The organism is Treponema sp. UBA7567, from assembly GCF_002476655.1.
In the GTDB taxonomy this organism is placed as follows: Bacteria; Spirochaetota; Spirochaetia; order Treponematales; family Treponemataceae; genus Treponema_D.
Map to the genome: position 1 here is coordinate 200 of NZ_DLLH01000065.1, position 17,534 is coordinate 17,733.

At 40.8% G+C, this 17,534-nt stretch carries 18 protein-coding genes; 15 read left to right on the forward strand and 3 right to left on the reverse strand.

All coding sequences use genetic code 11. The annotated features are described in order from the left end of the window. Positions 1-106 precede the first annotated feature (106 nt). Complete coding sequence (locus tag B3Y13_RS08270; protein ID WP_296693908.1) at positions 107-1,312, forward strand: ATP-binding protein; 1,206 nt, start codon at positions 107-109, stop codon at positions 1,310-1,312. A gap of 402 nt (positions 1,313-1,714) precedes the next feature. On the opposite strand, the gene B3Y13_RS08275 is transcribed toward B3Y13_RS08270, so the two are convergent. Next, positions 1,715-2,932 (reverse strand): hypothetical protein, encoded by a 1,218-nt coding sequence (locus B3Y13_RS08275; protein WP_296693910.1) that lies wholly within the window; start codon positions 2,930-2,932, stop codon positions 1,715-1,717. 176 nt (positions 2,933-3,108) lie between these two features. On the opposite strand from B3Y13_RS08275, the gene B3Y13_RS08280 reads away from it, so the two are divergent. The 3 genes from B3Y13_RS08280 (at position 3,109) to B3Y13_RS08290 (ending at position 4,311) form a co-directional block, all read left to right on the forward strand. Continuing rightward, positions 3,109-3,672: a methylated-DNA--[protein]-cysteine S-methyltransferase gene (locus tag B3Y13_RS08280; RefSeq protein ID WP_296667656.1), complete on the forward strand. Its 564-nt coding sequence runs from the start codon at positions 3,109-3,111 to the stop codon at positions 3,670-3,672. A gap of 139 nt (positions 3,673-3,811) precedes the next feature. Then, positions 3,812-4,006 (forward strand): type II toxin-antitoxin system RelB/DinJ family antitoxin, encoded by a 195-nt coding sequence (locus B3Y13_RS08285; RefSeq protein WP_296667659.1) that lies wholly within the window; start codon positions 3,812-3,814, stop codon positions 4,004-4,006. Beyond that, the gene (locus tag B3Y13_RS08290) at positions 4,006-4,311 is read left to right on the forward strand and encodes a type II toxin-antitoxin system YafQ family toxin (RefSeq protein ID WP_296693913.1); all 306 of its coding nucleotides are present in this window, start codon (positions 4,006-4,008) and stop codon (positions 4,309-4,311) included. The genes B3Y13_RS08285 and B3Y13_RS08290 overlap by 1 nt, the downstream gene beginning before the upstream one ends. A gap of 231 nt (positions 4,312-4,542) precedes the next feature. On the opposite strand, the gene B3Y13_RS08295 is transcribed toward B3Y13_RS08290, so the two are convergent. Further along, positions 4,543-5,037 (reverse strand): GNAT family N-acetyltransferase, encoded by a 495-nt coding sequence (locus B3Y13_RS08295; RefSeq protein ID WP_296693916.1) that lies wholly within the window; start codon positions 5,035-5,037, stop codon positions 4,543-4,545. Positions 5,038-5,388: 351 nt separating this feature from the next. Between B3Y13_RS08295 and B3Y13_RS08300 the strand changes: the two genes are divergently transcribed. The 7 genes from B3Y13_RS08300 (at position 5,389) to B3Y13_RS08330 (ending at position 11,182) form a co-directional block, all read left to right on the forward strand. Then, positions 5,389-6,012, forward strand: coding sequence for a TetR/AcrR family transcriptional regulator (locus B3Y13_RS08300; RefSeq protein WP_296693918.1), 624 nt, complete (start codon positions 5,389-5,391; stop codon positions 6,010-6,012). A 211-nt stretch (positions 6,013-6,223) separates the two neighbouring features. Continuing rightward, the gene (locus B3Y13_RS08305; protein ID WP_296693920.1) at positions 6,224-6,745 is read left to right on the forward strand and encodes a flavodoxin domain-containing protein; all 522 of its coding nucleotides are present in this window, start codon (positions 6,224-6,226) and stop codon (positions 6,743-6,745) included. Positions 6,746-6,864: 119 nt separating this feature from the next. Continuing rightward, positions 6,865-7,290 carry an EamA family transporter gene (locus B3Y13_RS08310; RefSeq protein ID WP_296666923.1) on the forward strand — a complete coding sequence of 142 codons (426 nt, stop codon included), beginning with the start codon at positions 6,865-6,867 and terminating at the stop codon, positions 7,288-7,290. 119 nt (positions 7,291-7,409) lie between these two features. Then, positions 7,410-7,640: a hypothetical protein gene (locus tag B3Y13_RS08315; RefSeq protein ID WP_296666920.1), complete on the forward strand. Its 231-nt coding sequence runs from the start codon at positions 7,410-7,412 to the stop codon at positions 7,638-7,640. Positions 7,641-7,736: 96 nt separating this feature from the next. Continuing rightward, positions 7,737-9,440, forward strand: a complete 1,704-nt coding sequence (locus tag B3Y13_RS08320) for a carbohydrate-binding domain-containing protein (RefSeq protein WP_296666917.1) — start codon at positions 7,737-7,739, stop codon at positions 9,438-9,440. Positions 9,441-9,640: 200 nt separating this feature from the next. After that, the gene (locus B3Y13_RS08325) at positions 9,641-10,057 is read left to right on the forward strand and encodes a bacteriohemerythrin (RefSeq protein ID WP_296666915.1); all 417 of its coding nucleotides are present in this window, start codon (positions 9,641-9,643) and stop codon (positions 10,055-10,057) included. Between the two features lie 111 nt (positions 10,058-10,168). After that, entirely contained in the window at positions 10,169-11,182 is a 1,014-nt protein-coding gene (locus B3Y13_RS08330; RefSeq protein ID WP_296666912.1) for an endonuclease/exonuclease/phosphatase family protein, read from the forward strand. 26 nt (positions 11,183-11,208) lie between these two features. On the opposite strand, the gene B3Y13_RS08335 is transcribed toward B3Y13_RS08330, so the two are convergent. After that, positions 11,209-12,156, reverse strand: a complete 948-nt coding sequence (locus tag B3Y13_RS08335; protein WP_296666910.1) for a DNA-methyltransferase — start codon at positions 12,154-12,156, stop codon at positions 11,209-11,211. 162 nt (positions 12,157-12,318) lie between these two features. Between B3Y13_RS08335 and B3Y13_RS08340 the strand changes: the two genes are divergently transcribed. The 4 genes from B3Y13_RS08340 to B3Y13_RS08355 are packed head-to-tail and all read left to right on the forward strand — an operon-like array spanning position 12,319 to position 17,282. Next, positions 12,319-13,317 carry an ABC transporter substrate-binding protein gene (locus B3Y13_RS08340; protein ID WP_296693921.1) on the forward strand — a complete coding sequence of 333 codons (999 nt, stop codon included), beginning with the start codon at positions 12,319-12,321 and terminating at the stop codon, positions 13,315-13,317. A gap of 32 nt (positions 13,318-13,349) precedes the next feature. Further along, positions 13,350-15,023 (forward strand): ABC transporter permease, encoded by a 1,674-nt coding sequence (locus tag B3Y13_RS08345; protein ID WP_296693924.1) that lies wholly within the window; start codon positions 13,350-13,352, stop codon positions 15,021-15,023. Next, complete coding sequence (locus tag B3Y13_RS08350) at positions 15,013-16,050, forward strand: ABC transporter ATP-binding protein (RefSeq protein WP_296666904.1); 1,038 nt, start codon at positions 15,013-15,015, stop codon at positions 16,048-16,050. The genes B3Y13_RS08345 and B3Y13_RS08350 overlap by 11 nt, the downstream gene beginning before the upstream one ends. Positions 16,051-16,055: 5 nt before the next feature. Continuing rightward, entirely contained in the window at positions 16,056-17,282 is a 1,227-nt protein-coding gene (locus tag B3Y13_RS08355) for a tetratricopeptide repeat protein (protein ID WP_296693926.1), read from the forward strand. Positions 17,283-17,534: the final 252 nt, after the last annotated feature.

Genomic DNA, 17,534 nt, shown 5'->3' on the forward strand with positions numbered 1-17,534 from the left:
CTGTTCTTATCAAAACTCGAAGTTGGGGCTTTATATGTTAAAAAAAAGCTTCTGTCTAAAAGTTTTTAACTTGCACGTTAAAAACTTTTTACTTATAATCGGTTGTATGGTTGTACGAAAAGAATTTATGAAAATCCTTTGGAATTGGAAGGATAAAAAGGTCATAAAAGTTGTTACAGGCGTAAGGCGTTGCGGAAAATCAACGCTGCTTAGCCAGTTTAAATCGGAAGTCGAAAAACTTGGAGAATGCAACACAATTTCAATCAATTTTGACGACCTTGAAAACGAATTCCTTTGCGATTATCACGTTCTTTATAAGCATTTGAGGGGAAAAATTACTGCAGGGCAGATGAACTATGTTTTTCTTGACGAAATTCAGCTTGTTCCGCAGTTTGAAAAAGTCGTGAACAGCCTTTTTCTAAAGGACAACGTTGACATTTACATCACTGGCTCAAACGCCTATATGCTTTCAGGCGAGATTGCGACTCTTCTCTCCGGTCGGTATGTCGAAATAAAAATGCTGCCGTTTTCGTTTGCCGAATATGCGCAATTCAAGAGTGACTTTTTAAAAAAGGAAGTTACGGCGGATGAAACTTTGTACAACGAGTACGTTTCGGTCGGAGGATTTCCCTATGTCGCGTCAATCAGTACCGATAAGAATCTAGTTCGCGACTATATCCGCGGAATTTATTCCACTATTGTTCTCAAAGACATAATCCAGCGCAAAAAACTTTCTGATTCTGACGTTCTGGAAAAAGTCTGCAAGTTCACGCTTTCTAATGTGGGAAATCTTGTCTCGTCAAAGAAAGTGAGCGACACATTGACAAGCGGCGGACGCAAAACTTCCCCGGCTACTGTGGAAAACTGTTACAGCGCATTGACTGAAAGTTATCTTTTTTACAAAGCGACGCGCTACGATATAAAAGGCAAGGAATTTCTTAAAAGTCTTGAGAAATATTACGCCGTTGACATGGGACTGCGTTTTTTTATGCTGGGAATCAGAACCGGCGATGACGGATTTATCTTAGAAAATGTGGTTTATCTTGAGCTTTTGCGGCGCGGCTATGAAGTCTATGTTGGAAAATACAACGACCTTGAAATTGACTTTGTGGCAAAAAAAGACGGGCTGACAGAATATTATCAGGTTGCGCTTTCTGTGCGTGAGCAAAGCACTTTGGAGCGTGAACTGCGCCCGTTCAGGCTGATGAAGGACAATTATCCGAAACTTCTGATAACTTTGGACAACTCAAACAACATTGACCATAACGGAATAATTCAGATTTATGCGGTAAAGTGGCTGGCTTCTGCATAATTAAAATATTATTTTCTTCTCTTCTGACCGGTCTGTCGTGGGAATTTTTTATGAATACGATTGAAAAAGAAGAAAAAAGATTCCGTACCCATTACGATTTTAGGTTTTTAAGAAAATGACATTCGTACTGAATACGATTCAAGGATTCTGATAAAAACATGATTCGTATTGAGTACGATTTGAAAATTTCTGAAAAGCAATGTTCGTACTGAGTACGATTTTTGAATTTTGGTAAAAATGGCTTTCGTACTCAGTACGATTCAAGAATTTTTAGAAAATAGAATTCGTAATAAGTGCAAGAGATAGAAACAAAAAGCCCGGCGATGAACAAAAGCTTCATTTGAAAAACTTTGTTGCTTTCGCTGGGCTAGAAATTAACTAAAAGTTAATGCAGGATTAGATCTATTTTGTTGTCGCTTTAATTGAGAAGCTAGAGATGCCGCAATTTACCTTTTTAAGCTCTGCAGCCTTTGTCGTAACCCAACTGAATTTAAGTGTATACTCACCTGCATCAAGTTCAACAGAATCTGCTGTCACATCATTCGCTGATTTTGAGCCAGCTTCTGCCTGTTTGCTTGCTTTTGAATTTCCCTCAGCATCAATAATTTCAATTTTTCCAGCAAGAGCTGAGCTTTGTGTGTTAAATGCTTTTACAGCAGTTTCTACATCAGATTTTGCAGAAAGTGTAAATTTATATGTTGCATACGCCATAACAGTACTTGCATCAAAGGAAATCTTCGTGTTTCCATCCTGCAAGTTTGACACAATCAACATACCTGCTGAAGTTGTTCCGTTTTTAACACCGTCATCTCCACTATAAGTTTGAGAACCATATCTTGGGTAGCCGTCATCAAGAGAGTATCCTTCTGCAACGCCTGCACCTTCAATTGCTGTCTGCACGTCTGAGAATACACCTTCCTCTCCTGTGACAGCTGGCGCATTTTCTTCTAAAGAACCATCATACGCAATTGTTGCAGTTTTTGTTGTTCCTGTCTCGCCGCCGGTTTCTGTGCCGCCGGTTTCTCCACCAGTCTCGCTTCCGCCTGTCTCTCCACCAGTTTCACCTCCGGTTTCGCTTCCGCTAGAGCCAGCCACAGTGATAACTAATGTTGCATTCGAAGGAGCTTTGTCAACCTTTGTGTAAGTGGTTGTATATGTTTCGCCGTCTTCAGTCTCTGTTGTTGTGAATGATTTTTTGTCGGAAGAAAAAGTTCCTTCGATTATCTCTGTCTTCTCTTGTCCGGCATCGTCTTTGTATTTGCTCGTGATTGTGATTTTAGAGCCGTCAACAACATACGTGAATGTCTCTTTTTCAGAATAAGGAATATCCACAGAATTTGTCTTTGTATAGTCCAGCTTTTCGTAATCAATAGAATCAGAACCAGCTATATATGCAGTGCCTTTTGAGCTGTCTTCAATATGGACATAAATAACATTTTTATAAGTAAGCTCGACTCCTGCTTCTTCTGTGTTGTCTGAAAAATCCTCCATAGCCCAGTAGGTGTTTTCAAAGCCGTTTTTGTCGCCATCTCCACCGTCATCGTTGCTAGAGCAGGCGATAAAGCTCGTCATTGCCGCAAGAGCTGCAAATGCCGCCGTAATTCTCAACATTTTTTTCATAATTCTCCTCCAAAAAAGAATTTTTTCTTAGATAAGAAAATGATAATATGTCTTTTGTAGAAAATGGGGGGGGGTATTTGCACAATACTGACATTTTTTGTGTTTTTTATCAAAAATCTTTTTTCAATTTTATGCCGTTAATTTTTTTATCTACAATTTCGTGCTAAAATTCTGTTATGGCTTGCGTTTATTCCTACGGCTCTCCGCTCGGGGAGATTTTGATTGAAAGCGACGGAGATTTTTTGACAGGACTTTTCTTTAAGGATTCTCCTGACTCAAAAAAGCATAAGATTTTTGAATCGGATTATGATCAAAATGTGAAAAATGCCCGCGATTCCGGCATTTCTGCCGTTGCCGAGGCTTGCCGCTGGCTCGACATTTATTTTTCGGGGCGGAGTCCTGATTTTGCTCCGAAGTTCAAAATCGAAAATCTTACGCCTTTCAGAAAGCTTGTCGTTGATGAGATGATGAAAATTCCGTTCGGAAAAACTTTGACTTACGGCGAGATTGCAAAGAAAATCGCGGCTGAAAAAGGAATTAAGAAAATGAGCGCGCAGGCGGTCGGGGGAGCGGTGGGCTGGAATCCAATCTGCATAATCGTTCCGTGCCACCGCGTCGTCGGCTCAAACGGAAGTCTGACAGGCTACGGCGGCGGAATCAAAAACAAAATCGCGCTCTTGAAGATAGAAGGAATTGATGTCGGGAAGTTCTCTGTTCCGAAAAATTCGCGATTCTTGTGATTCCCACTTAAAAAACACATAAAATTCACATACATTCAAGTGTAAACTGCTGTTTTTGGAGGATATTATGGCAAATTTAACAATCACTTTGGATGACCAGGACAAAAAGGATATTTCTTCATTCTGCGAGTAGGTCGGAATGACAGTTTCAGGCCTTTACAATGTTTTTACAAAGCAAGTTCTCCGCGAAGGACGGATTCCGTTTGACATTGCCGTTGACCGCCCGAATCGCAAGACAATCAAGGCGATGAAAGAAGGCGACAGAATTGCGAACGACCCGAATGTGAAGGGATATAATAATGTTCATGACTTGATGGAGGCTTTGTTAAAATAATGGAATTTTCAAAAGAAAAAACAAAATACGAAGTAAAATTTACCTCCGCAATGAAAAAGGACATGAAAAAAGTTGAAAAGCGGCATTACGACTTAAGCCTTTTTGCAGAAATAGTAGGAAAACTTGCAAACGGTCTGCCTCTCGATGAAAAATACTGCGACCATGCGCTTGAAGGAAACTGGAAGAACCACCGTGAATGTCACATAAAACCGGACTGGCTTCTAGTTTATCAGGCTCAATTTCGAGTTTTAAATTTTAGTGTCATTATCGGGCTTGACCCGATAATCCATTGGAAAGATTGCTAATCGAGTTAGCTATGCAAACATCGCGGTGTCAAGCACAGCAATGACAGCCTTGTTGGCATAGGAATAACTGTTTAGCAGCTATTTTTATTAAAACTCGAAATTCGACCTATCAGATAAAAGATGATGTGCTGATTCTTGAGCTTTCCCGCACAGGAACCCACGCTGATTTATTCAAAAAATAGAACTTTTTTCCAGCCTGTTCATTTTTTTTCCGAAAACTTGCTGAAAATTTCACACTTCGCGGTAATACGGGCAGATGTCCTCAAAATGTCCGTCTTTCATTCTGAACCCGCCTTTTATTGTTCCAAGCTGAATAAAACCGAGCCTTTCGTACAAATGCCGTGCATGGATGTTTGTTGCAACAACGGCGTTGAACTGCATAATCCTGAATCCTGCGAGCCGGGCTTGAGCAAGGCAGTCTTTTACAAGAAGTTCTCCGATGTGAAGTCCGCGGCAGGCGGAACTTACGGCGTAGCTTGCGTTTGCAATGTGCGAACAGCGGCCGACATTGTTCGGGTGCAGAATGTAAAGCCCGACGGTTTTTCCGCTTTCAGTTTCTTCGGCGACCGCGCAGTAAGTTTGGGAAGCAAAAAAATCCGCTCCGTTTTTTTCAGTCAAAGCTTCTTCCTGCGGAAAGGCGACTCCTTCTTCAACGACTTCATTCCAGATTCCGCACATTGCGGGAATGTCTTTTTCCGCATATTTTCTGATGATTATTTTATTCATGATTTTTCTCTAGCAAGAAATTATAGCGAGCAAAAAAACTGGTGGCAAGATTTTTTTTAGGCAGAAATATTCAATTTCTCTTGACAAGTAACCGTTTGGTAACTATTATATACTTGTAAGTAAACGAACAGTTACTTAATTAATCCAAATGCCGAGTCTTAATAAGAACAGTAATTTAAGTGTCATTCCCGTGCTTGCTTCTTTTGTCATTTCTGTGCTACGGACACAGAAATCTCTGTACGCATGGATTATCGGGTCAAGTCCGATAATGACAAGAACTCAAGTCCGATAATGACGCTAAAATTTAAAACTCGAAATTAAGGGGAATTAAAATTTAAAAGGTAGATAAAAATGCCAAGCGAAACAAAAGAGCAAATTGTAGAAACTGCGCTTGAACTTTTTTCGCAAAACGGATTTTTGGGAACTTCCATGAGCGATATTGCATCCCGCTTAAAAATTACGAAAGGCGCGCTTTACAAACATTACGAAGGCAAGCAGCAGATTCTTGAGCGGATTATTGAGCGCATGGCGGAACTTGATTTGGAACGCGCAAAAAAATACAAAATGCCAGAATCAAATTCCGAAAAATCCGCAGAAGCATACGCTAATATTCCAGCTGAAAAAATCCGCGGGTACAGCATTGCGCAGTTCAGGCATTGGACGGAAGAAAAGTTTTCTGCCCAGTTCCGCAAAATGCTTACATTGGAACAATTCCGAAGCAAAGAAATGTCCAATCTTTATCAAGATTATCTTGTGGCAGGACCGCTTGAATACATGACAAAGATTTTCAAAAAGATAACAAAATCAAAGCCGAAAGCAAGGCAGGTTGCGTTTGAATTCTACGGACCGATTTTTACTCTTTACAGCGTTTACGACGGCGCAGAAGAGAATGCTAAAAAATTAGTTTTTGTTCAGCTGGAAAAACACATAGAAAATTTTATAGAGCAGTTCGAAAAAGAACGGGCTGAAAAATAATCAAAATAATCTATGAGGTCGAATGTCGAATTTTAATAAAAACAGCTACTAAACAGTTATTTCTATGCTAACAAGGTTGTCATTGCCGTGCTTGACACCGCGATGTTTGCATAGCTAACTCGATTATCAAATCTTTACAACGGATTATCGGGTCAAGCCCGATAATGACAGTAAAATTTAAAACTCGAAATTGAACCTAGGAGGAAAAAAAATGGAAGCAATCATCTACACAACAAACACAGGAAGCGCAGAGCAGTACGCAAAAATGCTCGCGGAAAAAACAGGTCTTTCTGTTTTTTCAATGGAAGAGGCAAAGTCAAAAGTTGAGGAAGGAAGCGAAATTATTTATCTTGGCTGGATAATGGCGGCGCAAGTCAAAGGCTACAAGACGGCTGCAAAAAAATACAAAATCCGCGCCGTTTGCGCAGTCGGAATGGAAAGAACTGGAACACGCACAGAAGAAATCCGTGAAAAAACTTGCGTTCCGGATGAAATCCCGCTTTTTACGTTGCAGGGAAATTTCAATGTAAAAAAACTGCACGGACTCTACCGACTTATGATGAACATGATGGTCAAAATGGTTACAAAGCAGCTTGAGGCAAAGACAGACCGCACTCAGCGGGAAAGCGAAATGCTTGAAATTATGATGAATGACGGCGAAAGAGTGCGGGAAGAAAATCTTGCAGAAGTTCTTGAATGGTACAAAAAAAGCAAATGCTCTAAGGAGGCATGATAAAAATTACATCCGTGTAATTTTTATCATTACAGTTTGCTCAAGCGTTGCTTTCACAAACTGTGATTCTCGCCATCCGTAGCTTGCCGCTAACGCGGAGTTTTATTAAGGAGAGTAAAGTGTTAAGCTATGTTTTGCCAGTTGTACTGGTTGTTTTGTCAAATGTCATGTATCAGATATGCGCAAAGTCAGTTCCAAACGGAATAAATCCGCTGGCATCGCTCACTATAACATATTCTGTCGGCGCAGTGTTTTCGGCCGTGATGTATTTTGTTCTGAACCGAAATGGAAATTTATTTCAGGAGTATGGCAGATTGAATTGGGTGCCGTTTGTGTTCGGAATTGTTCTTGTGGGGCTTGAAGTCGGCTGGATTTATATTTATAAAGCTGGATGGCCTGTCAGTACAGCTTCGGTCGTTCAAAGCGCTTTTCTTGCCGTGGCTCTTATTTTTGTTGGATGGCTCTTCTATAAGGAGCATCTTAGTTGGAATAAGATTGCGGGAGTTTTTGTAGTTCTTGCTGGACTTGCCTTGATAAATAGATAAGCTATTGACTTTTAAATGCCAGCAACCAGTTCTTCTAGATTTGATTACATATTTTTTGTAACTAAAAACTTGTTATTTTATTTTTTTAATATATTTACTTTTCCATATTTGGAGGATATATGAAGAAAAATAAGGTGGTTTTTTATCTGGTTTTTGGTACACTTTTATTTGGTTGTTTGTTTTTTACGGGCTGTAGTTTTTCTGATGACGGCTCTAATTCTGATTCAGGCGGAAGCGGAATTCCGTCGGGAAGCGGCGGCTCGTCTTCCGGCTCGGTTGAGACAGCTACAACTGTAACTTCTGAAATCACTTCTTTCAATTCTTCGGACAAAATCGACATATCTTTCTGACCGAATTCTTATTCTCCGAACTCTTCTTCACGAAACATAATCACAGGCGCGGCGGCTTACGAAAGCGTTGCTTTTGGCGGAACTTTGTATGTTGATTTGAGCAAACTTCAAGTTTCGGCGGACAATTCAACTTGGAGTTCTTTGACCGACGGCGGAGAATCTGCAACTGTAACTTTGGATTCAAGTGAAATAACTGCGAAAATTTCTGACGGAGTTCTTTACATCGACTCGTCATCTTACAAATCAAACTTGAAATTCGACATAACAGGAACTGCGGAAAAAGGCGCGCTGAACATTTCTTCATATAAAAAAGGAACGGTCGCGCTCTATCTTCACGACGCGGTAATTTCTTCGAGCGGAAACTATCCCTGCATAAACGTTGACGCAAAATCGACGGTTTATCTTGTTTTGGAAGGAACGAACTCGCTCACAGACGGCAGAAAATACGGAACAGGCTACAGCGAGGCAGAAGGAACAGATTATTATTCAAGCGGTTTTTCTGGAACAAAGGCTGACGATGCGGAACTTACTGCAAGCTGGGCAAAGGGCGACAAGACAAAAGGCTCAATCTACACAAAAGGTGCGCTCTTGATTTCGGGAAGCGGCTCGCTCACCTTGAACGAGGGCTACAAGCACGGAATTTATTCAAAGGACTACATCAGAATTTTCGGCGGAACTTTGAACGTGAACACAAGCGGACGGAACGCAATCCAGAGCGTGAACGGATTTGTTATGGACTCAGGCGAAATCACAATCAGCGGAACCGGCGCGAACACGAACAACCAGAGCCGCGGAATCATCGTTGAGGGAGCGGAAGACGAGGACAATCCGGGCGAAGGATTTATCGTCATAAACGGCGGAAAAATCACTTCTTCAACCGTTGGAAAAGGAATTTCTGCAAAATGGGATTATGAGGACGACGTGGAAACTGAAGACACAAGCGACGACCCGTATCCTTACGTTCTGATTAACGGCGGAGAAATCAGCATAACGACAACTGGAACTCCGGCGGACGAGTCAAGCTCTGCTTACACATTCACAGACGCGGACGGCGTTACGGTAATCGAGACGACAAAACTCAGCCCGGAAGGAATCGAGGGAAAGCAGGCGGTCTTTATCTCAGGCGGAATCATAAACTTGAACTGCACGGACGACTGCATAAACGCAAGCCGCGACGATTCAGGCTACGCAGGGCAAGTCGTAATCAGCGGCGGAAACATCTACGCGTATTCTTCTTCAAACGACGCGATTGACTCAAACGGAACGCTTACTATAAACGGCGGTGTGATTGTCGCTTTGACGGCAAAAACTCCTGAATGTGCGTTTGACTGCGACGAAAACACTTTCGCAATTACAGGCGGACTTTTGGTTGGAGTTGGAACGAGCAACTATTCAAAGCCGACTTCAAGCGAGTGCACGCAAAGCACGGTTGTTCTTTCGGGAGATTATTTTGGCGCGGGCGGAACAACTTTTGCCGTTGAAGATTCAAGCGGAAACGCTGTTTTTGCGTTTGCAATTCCGTCTGCATTCGGAACAAGCGCAAACTCGCAGTATATAATGATTCTTTCTTCTCCGGAAATAAAAACCGGCACAACATACAAAGCCGTTAGCGGAGTTACGGCAAGCGGCGGAAGCACGTTCAGCAATCTTTACGTTGAATTGCCGGACGTTTCAGGCGGCACAACAACCGCAAGCAACATTGCGACAACAACCTCAAGCTATGTTTACACAAAGACAAGCGGAACAACCGGTGGTGCAACGGAAGGAACGCATCCGAATCCGGGACCAGGCGGAAGATAATTTTGCGTGAGGGATTGGAAGAGCGGCGGAGCCGTTGCGGAACGAAGAGGAGCAATGCAGGCGAAAGCCGGAACTCTGGAAAGCCCGACGGCAACTTGTTGCCGGCACGTCCAAAAATGCTTTAAAAATTTGACGAACGGATATTTTTATTGTATTTTTTTTGCAGATAAGTATTTTTACAAAAAAAATGAGGCTTTTATATGGAAGAAATTAAAAAAATTGAATGGAGCGATGAATATCTTCTTGGTGTTCCTGAAATTGACAGACAGCACAAAAAACTTATTGCGATTGCAAACGAGCTTTATGATGTTGTTACTGGAAATGAGACCGCATTAAAGGAAAAAATGCCTTCTATATTGAAAGAATTGACGGATTATACGGAGTATCATTTTTCTAACGAAGAAGAGCTTCAGAAAAAAATCGGGTATGTCGGACTTAGCACGCACAAGGCCGCCCATGAATTTTTTATAAAGGAAGTTGGTTTTCAGATTCAAAAACTTTCTGCTGACAGCAAGGGCGGTGTTCTTGGCTTTTACAAATATATTGCAAGCTGGGTTTTGAATCATATTGCAAAGGCTGACAAAATCTGGGCAAATTTTATGAAGCAGAATTCTTAGGTTTTTGCTGATTTTGCCATAAAAGATTTTTTTTTCAAAAAATTGTCAAAAGTTTAACTTTAAAGACACTTTATTATTATAGAAGAGTTTTTTTTGGTTAAGAGGCGATTTATGAAAAATAAGAAATCTGTTTTTTGTTTTGGGATTGTATTTTTGTCGGCAGGATTTTTGTTTTGTTCTTGCAATCAGTCTTGTTTGCTTGCAGAAAAAAATCAGTCTGAAAAATTGAATTCTGTCAAAATTTTGAATTGGAATTTGCAGACTTTTTTTGACGGAAACTTTAGCGGAACTGAATATTCGGAGTTTGCTTCTAGTTCTGCCGGCTGGTGCGAAGAAAAATACGGTGTCAGACTTGAGCGGCTTTCGGAAGTTGTAAAAGCCTGTGAGCCGGATATTTTTGTTATGCAGGAGCTTGAAAACGAAGACCAGCTTTATGACATTTTTAACAGGCTTTGTTCAAATTTCAGCTTTTCAAAAAATTACAGTTATGGGTGTTTTTACAAAGATGAAGGTTCGGCGATTGGGCTGGGAGTTTTGAGCCGTTTTCCGCTTTTTGGAAAAACGGTTCATTCTCTGGATGTCCGTTCCGAATCAGAAAAACAGCCTTCTATGCGTCCTCTTTTAAAAGTTTTTGTAAATGTAAATGAGCGGCCTCTTTTGCTTTTTGTTAATCACTGGAAAAGCAAGAGCGGCGGGGCGGAAAAAAGCGAGGTTTGGCGAAATTTTCAGGAATCGGTTCTTGCCCAAAGTTTTGCGGAATATGAAGGCCAAAATATTCCTGTTGTTGCCTGCGGCGACTTTAACCGCGATATTTTGGAATTTAGAAAGATAAACGGACGAAAACTTCAGCTTAACGTTGAGCTTCGCGGTAAAAATCCTGCTTTTGTTTATTCTCCCTGGTACGATTCTGACGGGAATCTTTTTGAGCCGGGCAGTTACTTTTACAACGGAAATTGGGAGCGAATCGACCATTTTTTTGCCGGAAGCGGAGCGAATGTTTCTGACTTTAAGGTTGAATGTAAAGGAAACTGGTCGAATGCTAACGGTTTGCCTTCAAAATATATTTTAAAGTACGGAACTGGATATTCTGACCATTTTCCTGTCAGCTGCGTAATTTCGTGGTAAGCTGAGATTTTTTTTTGCAGAAAAAACTATTCGTTTCGCATATGAAAAATTCCATCGGAATAGCCTTGAATCGAAGAGTCTTTTTCTGCCATTTGAAGGCGGTATTCGCTCCAGGCGCAGTAACGCTGTTCTTTTTCGATTGCGCACCAGTGGCGGCCGAGTTTTTTTGCTGTTACGGCTGTGCTTCCAGAACCTGCAAAAGGGTCGAAAATTAAATCTCCCTGATTGCTTGACGCTAAGATTAGCTTTGCAAGGAGTTTTTCTGGTTTTTGAGTTGGATGCGCTGTGTTTTCGCTCATCGACCAGAATGGAATTGTTATGTCGTTCCAAAAATTTGAAGGGCAGGTGTCGCGGTAATTTCCTTCGGAAGATTCTGTCCAGTCTTTTGGTTTTCCGTTTGTTTTGTACGGAGCGATTACTTTTCTGCGCATTTTTACTGCGTCTGTGTTAAAAATATAATCTTCGGATTTTGTAAAAAACCAAATGTCTTCGTGGCAGTTTTTCCAGTTTGCTTTTGCTCCGCGGCCTTTTTCTCTTTCCCAGGTGATTCTGTTGCGCAGAAATATTTTTCCTTTTTCTTCGTATTCGTTTAAAACTTCGCCAACGATTATTGAGCTTTGCCAGTCTACGCAGATGTACATTGAGCCGTTTTTTGTGAGAAGCGGCAGCGTAAGTTCAAGCCATTTTTTTGTGTAAGACTTGTATTCTGCATGGTTTTTTGCCGCAAATTTTGAAGAATTGTACTGTTTTGAAAGGTTGTACGGCGGGTCTGCAATAATGAGAGAAAATGTTTCTTCTGGAAGTTTTGGAAGCAGTTCAAATGTGTCTCCGCAGATTATGCAGTCGGAAAGTTCTTCTTTTGAAGGAAAAAATGATGAATCTGCAAAAAGGCATTTTTTTAAGTATTCTGAGCCTTCTTTTTCTGTAAAATTTATGGTCTTGTTTCGTGAGGATTTTTCTTTAATTTGCGGCATGAACGAAATTATAATTAAAATTCAATTTTTTTTCTATTTGCCCGTCTTGTGTTTGTTTTATCAAAAATTAGCATTCAGTTTTTATACTTATTATTTATATCCATATTGAATAATCTTTTATAACATACTATATTACTAGGTTATAAAGGAATTGGAGGACTTATGAAAAAAGTTTTTGGAACACTTGCGCTTGTTTTTGCTTCTTGTGTATTGTTTTCTGCTTGTGGAAAAAACGGCGGAGAATTGAATGTTTATTCGATTATTCACGATGAAGAAACTGCGGCTCTTTGTAATCTTTTTACAAAAAAAACTGGAATTAAAGTAAATTATTTGCGTGCGACAACCGGCGAACTTGTAAACCGCGTTATTGCCGAAAAAGACGACCCTAAAGCCGATGTTCTTTTGGGCGGCGGCTCTGCTTACCATATTCAGGCTGCAAAAGCCGGTGCTCTGGACGTTTATGTTCCAAAAATTGCCGGCAAATTGCCGTCTTATGCAAAATCTTCCGACGGAACCTGGACTGGATTTTGTGTTCTTTCTCTTGGAATCGGAATTAACGCAAAACGTTTTGCAGAAAAATTCCCTGGAGTTGAATATCCTAAGACTTGGGATGAGCTTGCAAATCCACTTTTTAAGGGCGAACTTGTTATGACAAACCCTGCGAGCTCTTCGACCGCGTATCTTTTCCTTCAGAACCAGTTGCAGCGTCTTGGCTGGGAAAACGGCTGGAATTATCTTGAAAAATTGAGCCAGCTTGTTGGCCAGTTCCCGGACAGCGGAAGCGCGCCTCCAAAACTCATTGGAACAGGCGAATATGCTCTTGGGGTTGCTTACCTTCATGCGCTCGTAAAATACAAGGCGCAGGGATTTGATATTGTGGCAGTTTCGCCTCCAAAAACTGCCGGAGACGTTGACTGCATTGCAGTGTTGAAGAATGCAAAAAATCCTGAAAATGCCAAAAAGTTTGTTGATTTTATTCTCGATAAAGACGCTCAGGAACTTATGACTTCAATCGACTTTACCGTTCCTGTAAATTCAGAAGCTGGCATAATTGAAGGAGCAACAAGAATTGAAGATGTTGATTTAATCAATTATGATAGAGCAAAGGCTGCTGGTCAAAAAACAGAAGTTTTGTCTAAGTGGTCAAAAATCTTAAACTAGAATTGGAATAGTCCATTTTTCAAGGAACTAAATTGAATAAAACAGGAAAAATTTACGGTCAGGAAAAAAGTTTTTTTGCCTGCGCTGCATTGTGGCTTTTTTTTGCGATAACAGTAATTATTCCTGTTTTATACGCTCTTTTTTCTGTGCGCCCGTCCGACTTTGCGCAGATTTTTACTCAAAAAAGATTTTTTACGGCAATCAGAAATACCGCTATTGAATGTGTCTGCTCGACCTTTGTTTCTGTTTTTGTCGGTTACATTTACGCTTATGCCGTTGTCCGCGGCAATCTTCCTTTAAAAAAATTATTTGCGGTCGTTCCTGTTGTCCACATGGTAACGCCTCCTTTTGTCGGAGGCCTTTCTTTTATTCTTTTGTTTGGACGGCAGGGATTTTTTACAAAAACATTGCTCGGTCTTGATGTAAGCCTTTACGGTTTTTGGGGACTTCTCTTAAGCCAGGTTTTGTGCTTTTTTCCGATTGCATATTTAATTTGCTGCCAGACTTTAAACGGAATAAATCCTTCTATTGAACAGGCTGCAAAAAGCATGGGAGCAGGCAACTGGAAAATTTTTAAATCGGTCACTTTGCCGTTGAGTTTTGCTGGAATTGTTTCGGCTACGCTCTTTATTGCAGTAAGCGTTTTGAGCGATTTTGGAAATCCCCTGATTGTTGGCGGAAGATTTAATGTTCTTGCTGTTGAAATCTACACTCAGCTTACAGGCTGGCTTAATATTGGAACAAGCGCCGCAATGGGGCTTGTTCTTTTGATTCCATCAATTTTGCTTTTTGTGCTGCAAAACCGTTTTTATAAAAAAAATGCCTTAAAATTTGCGACAATTGGCGGAAAAATCGGCGGAGGAAAGCCAAGTCCAAAATCAGAAAAAAATATTCCGTTCAAAAAAAACAAAAATGTCAGTTTTGGAATGAATATTTTGCTTACGGTTTTTTGTTCTTTTTTTGCAGTACTGATTATTGCGCAGCTTCTTTCTATTACAATGGGCGCTTTTCAAAAACTTTGGGGAATAAATACGAGCTTTACCTTTGCCCATTTTAAGGCAATTTTTTCGTTCAGCCAGAGTCTGTTTAATTCCCTTTGTTTTGCCTTTGTGGCGGCGCTTTTGTCAACTTTTATTGCGGCTCTAACCGTTTATCTTACACACAGAACAAAACTTCCGCTTGTTTCGGGGCTTGATGCGGTTTGCCAGATTCCTTCTGCAATTCCAGGAACACTTTTTGGACTTTCTCTTGCCTATGTTTCTTCGTATATCGAAAGAATTTTTCATTTTGAATTGAGTTCGTTTTTAATCATAATTGCAATGACTGTAAGTTATCTGCCGTTTAGCTACAGAATCTGCTCTTCAACTTTTAGCCGACTGAAAATTTCTCTTGATGAAGCGGCCCGTTCTTTGGGTGCAGGACGGCTGAAGGTTTTAAAGGATATTATTTTGCCGTTGAGTATTGGCGGTCTATTTAGTTCTGCCGTTTACGATTTTGCTCGTGGCGTTGGAACTATAAGTTCGGTTATTTTTCTGGTAAGTTTTAACACAGGACTTGCCTCGATAAAAATTTTGAATTTGGCAGAGCAGGGCGACTGGGGCAAATCTGCGGCTCTGGCACTTGTTTTAACTGTCATTACTTTTATAATACTTGGAGCCGGAAAAATTTTAAGCCGGCGGTTTGAGGCAAAAATTTATGAACAGTAGCAGTGCAAGCCTTACTTTTAAGAATGTTTCTTTTAGTTTTGGAAATACTCGGACTATCAACGATTTTTTTCTTGAAGTAAAAAGCGGCAGTTTTACAACACTTTTGGGACCAAGCGGTTGCGGAAAAACCACCCTCCTAAAAATAGTTTCCGGTTTTTTAACTCCAGACTCTGGTTCAATTTTGATTGATGGCGCGGACTGCACCTTTGTTCCGCCGGAAAAAAGACAGATTGGAATGGTTTTTCAGGATTATGCTCTTTTTCCGCATATGACGGTTCAGAAAAATCTTCTCTATGGACTTGAAATAAAAAATAAAAACAGCAAAGAAGAAAATTTTGCAAAAATACATAAAACCGCGCGCATCCTCGGAATCGCCAATCTTCTGGAAAGATTTCCTCATGAGCTTTCTGGCGGACAGCAGCAGCGCGTAGCCTTGGGGCGCGCTCTTGTTCTTGAGCCGAAAATTCTTTTAATGGACGAGCCTCTTTCTTCTCTTGATGCAAAGCTGCGTACTCAGGTTCGAGAAGAACTAAAAGATGTTCAAAGCCAGATTGGAATTACAACTCTCTATGTTACTCACGACCAGGAAGAAGCGCTCTCTCTTTCTGACACGATTGCGGTTTTAAAAGCCGGAAAATTGCAGCAGGTTGGAACTCCAAGACAAATCTATTTTGAACCGGCAAACGATTTTGTCGCAGATGCAGTCGGCAGGGCAAATTTTATAAAACTGACAGACTTAAATGAATTTGAAATTGATAATCCGTCCCTAAAAGAAGCAAAAAAATTGATAGTCCGCCCAGAATGGTTTTTTAAGATAAATGCAGGCAAAAAAGAAACAAAAAATTGTCTTACAGTCAGCGGAACTATTGTTTCGACAGCATTTTTAGGACAGACAACGCGTTACCGCATTCGCCTTGACAACGAAACTTCCCAGATTTTGACCGCAGATTTACCGACCGAAGATGAAGATTTGCCTTCAGGTCAAAAAATCACCCTCAAAATCGAAAAATATCTGTTAAAAAAATAGCGTATATGAAAAAAATCCTGGCAATAATTTTTGCATTTTTTGCAGTTCAGCTTATTTTTGCTTTTCCTTCTCTTGAGCCGTCAATTTTGTGGGGGCTGGAGCAAAATTCAATTCAAAAAATTGAACACACTGACGAAAAACAAAACATTCTTGGTCAAAATCTTACATCAAGACAGATAATCCAGACAGCGTTGGAATATTCGTTTTGTCCAGTGGAAAGCGAAGAAGGCTTGTCCTGCTTAAAAAAATACGATTCGCTCGAAAAAGCCGTAAAAAAACAGTTTTGCGGTCTTGAAAAAATTGACGCGGCGGAAAAACTGCTTTTATTTTTGTATGATGTTGCCCTTTACCAATACAAGGAAGACGCAACTCGGCTTAACACGACACTTTTGACAGGTTCGTACAACTGCGTCACTGCAAGCATTTTGTATCTTGCGTTGGCCCGGAGTCTAGAAATCGAAGTCTGTGTTCAGGAAACAAATATCCACGCCTATTGTTCTGTTTTTACCGGCACAAAAAAAATCGACGTCGAAACGACAAATCCTTATGGCTTTAATCCCGGCGAAAAAAAACTTGTCGCTCAAACCGAAAACAACCGCAAATACGCCGTAATTCCAAAAAAATACTACGCTGGAAGCAGGCAGATAAGCAGCCGTGCAGCCGCAACCTTGACCGGAAAAAATATTGCAAGCAGCCTAAACGATTCCGGCGACTACGAAACGGCAATTCCTCTAGAAATAAGCCGCCTTGAGTTTCTAAAGCTTTTTTCAGATCCGGAAACAAAAACAGCAAAAAACGACCTTGATACGCTGGCCTGCAACTACGCAATAACCCAAAATCGCGCCTCGCAGCCGGAAAAAGCCCTCGAATTTCTCGAAAAAGTAATTCAAAATTTTGGAAACAGCGCGGTCCTTCAAAAAACTTACGGAAATTCGCTTTACAACGCCGCAGTCAATCTTCTTAACGAAAACCGAGAAAGTGATGCGCTTGAACTTTTTCAAAACCGCAGCGCCCTTGCAGACGAGGCAATGCAAAACCGCGTAAAAAAAATGATAGACGGACAGATTCTAAAAAAACACGAAATATCCGTTCACAATCAGGTTGTACCGCTTTTTAATACAGGAAAATTTGACGAGGCCAAATCGATACTCGAAAAAGAGCTTGCTCAAAATCCCGAAAGCCCGCTCTTAAAAAAAGATTTGCAGGCCGTAAAAAAAGCCTTGGCACAATAAAAGAGTTCGTTTGTTATTCCGGGCGTTCCCCTCACTGCGTTCGGGTCGCTATGTCCATGGTTCGCTGCGCTCATTCCTGCGCCTTGCTCCGGAACGTGCCATTCCCAGCGCTAACGCAGAAAAAACACGTTGCAAAGGGCATACAGACACATTGCTATAAAAATTGACATCGAGATATTCTTGCAATAAAATAGTGCTATGTACTTGACGAGAATTTATCAGTTTGCTAGCCTCGATTGCTCGATTGCTCGA

Coding starts and splice junctions, on each gene's coding strand:
- B3Y13_RS08280 (WP_296667656.1), top strand. CDS start 3,109: ATGGCTTGCGTTTATTCCTACGGCTCTCCGCTCGGGGAGATTTTGATT.
- B3Y13_RS08275 (WP_296693910.1), bottom strand. CDS start 2,932: ATGAAAAAAATGTTGAGAATTACGGCGGCATTTGCAGCTCTTGCGGCA.
- B3Y13_RS08270 (WP_296693908.1), top strand. CDS start 107: ATGGTTGTACGAAAAGAATTTATGAAAATCCTTTGGAATTGGAAGGAT.
- B3Y13_RS08350 (WP_296666904.1), top strand. CDS start 15,013: ATGAACAGTAGCAGTGCAAGCCTTACTTTTAAGAATGTTTCTTTTAGT.
- B3Y13_RS08305 (WP_296693920.1), top strand. CDS start 6,224: ATGGAAGCAATCATCTACACAACAAACACAGGAAGCGCAGAGCAGTAC.
- B3Y13_RS08300 (WP_296693918.1), top strand. CDS start 5,389: ATGCCAAGCGAAACAAAAGAGCAAATTGTAGAAACTGCGCTTGAACTT.
- B3Y13_RS08285 (WP_296667659.1), top strand. CDS start 3,812: ATGACAGTTTCAGGCCTTTACAATGTTTTTACAAAGCAAGTTCTCCGC.
- B3Y13_RS08290 (WP_296693913.1), top strand. CDS start 4,006: ATGGAATTTTCAAAAGAAAAAACAAAATACGAAGTAAAATTTACCTCC.
- B3Y13_RS08295 (WP_296693916.1), bottom strand. CDS start 5,037: ATGAATAAAATAATCATCAGAAAATATGCGGAAAAAGACATTCCCGCA.
- B3Y13_RS08355 (WP_296693926.1), top strand. CDS start 16,056: ATGAAAAAAATCCTGGCAATAATTTTTGCATTTTTTGCAGTTCAGCTT.
- B3Y13_RS08335 (WP_296666910.1), bottom strand. CDS start 12,156: ATGCCGCAAATTAAAGAAAAATCCTCACGAAACAAGACCATAAATTTT.
- B3Y13_RS08330 (WP_296666912.1), top strand. CDS start 10,169: ATGAAAAATAAGAAATCTGTTTTTTGTTTTGGGATTGTATTTTTGTCG.
- B3Y13_RS08315 (WP_296666920.1), top strand. CDS start 7,410: ATGAAGAAAAATAAGGTGGTTTTTTATCTGGTTTTTGGTACACTTTTA.
- B3Y13_RS08340 (WP_296693921.1), top strand. CDS start 12,319: ATGAAAAAAGTTTTTGGAACACTTGCGCTTGTTTTTGCTTCTTGTGTA.
- B3Y13_RS08325 (WP_296666915.1), top strand. CDS start 9,641: ATGGAAGAAATTAAAAAAATTGAATGGAGCGATGAATATCTTCTTGGT.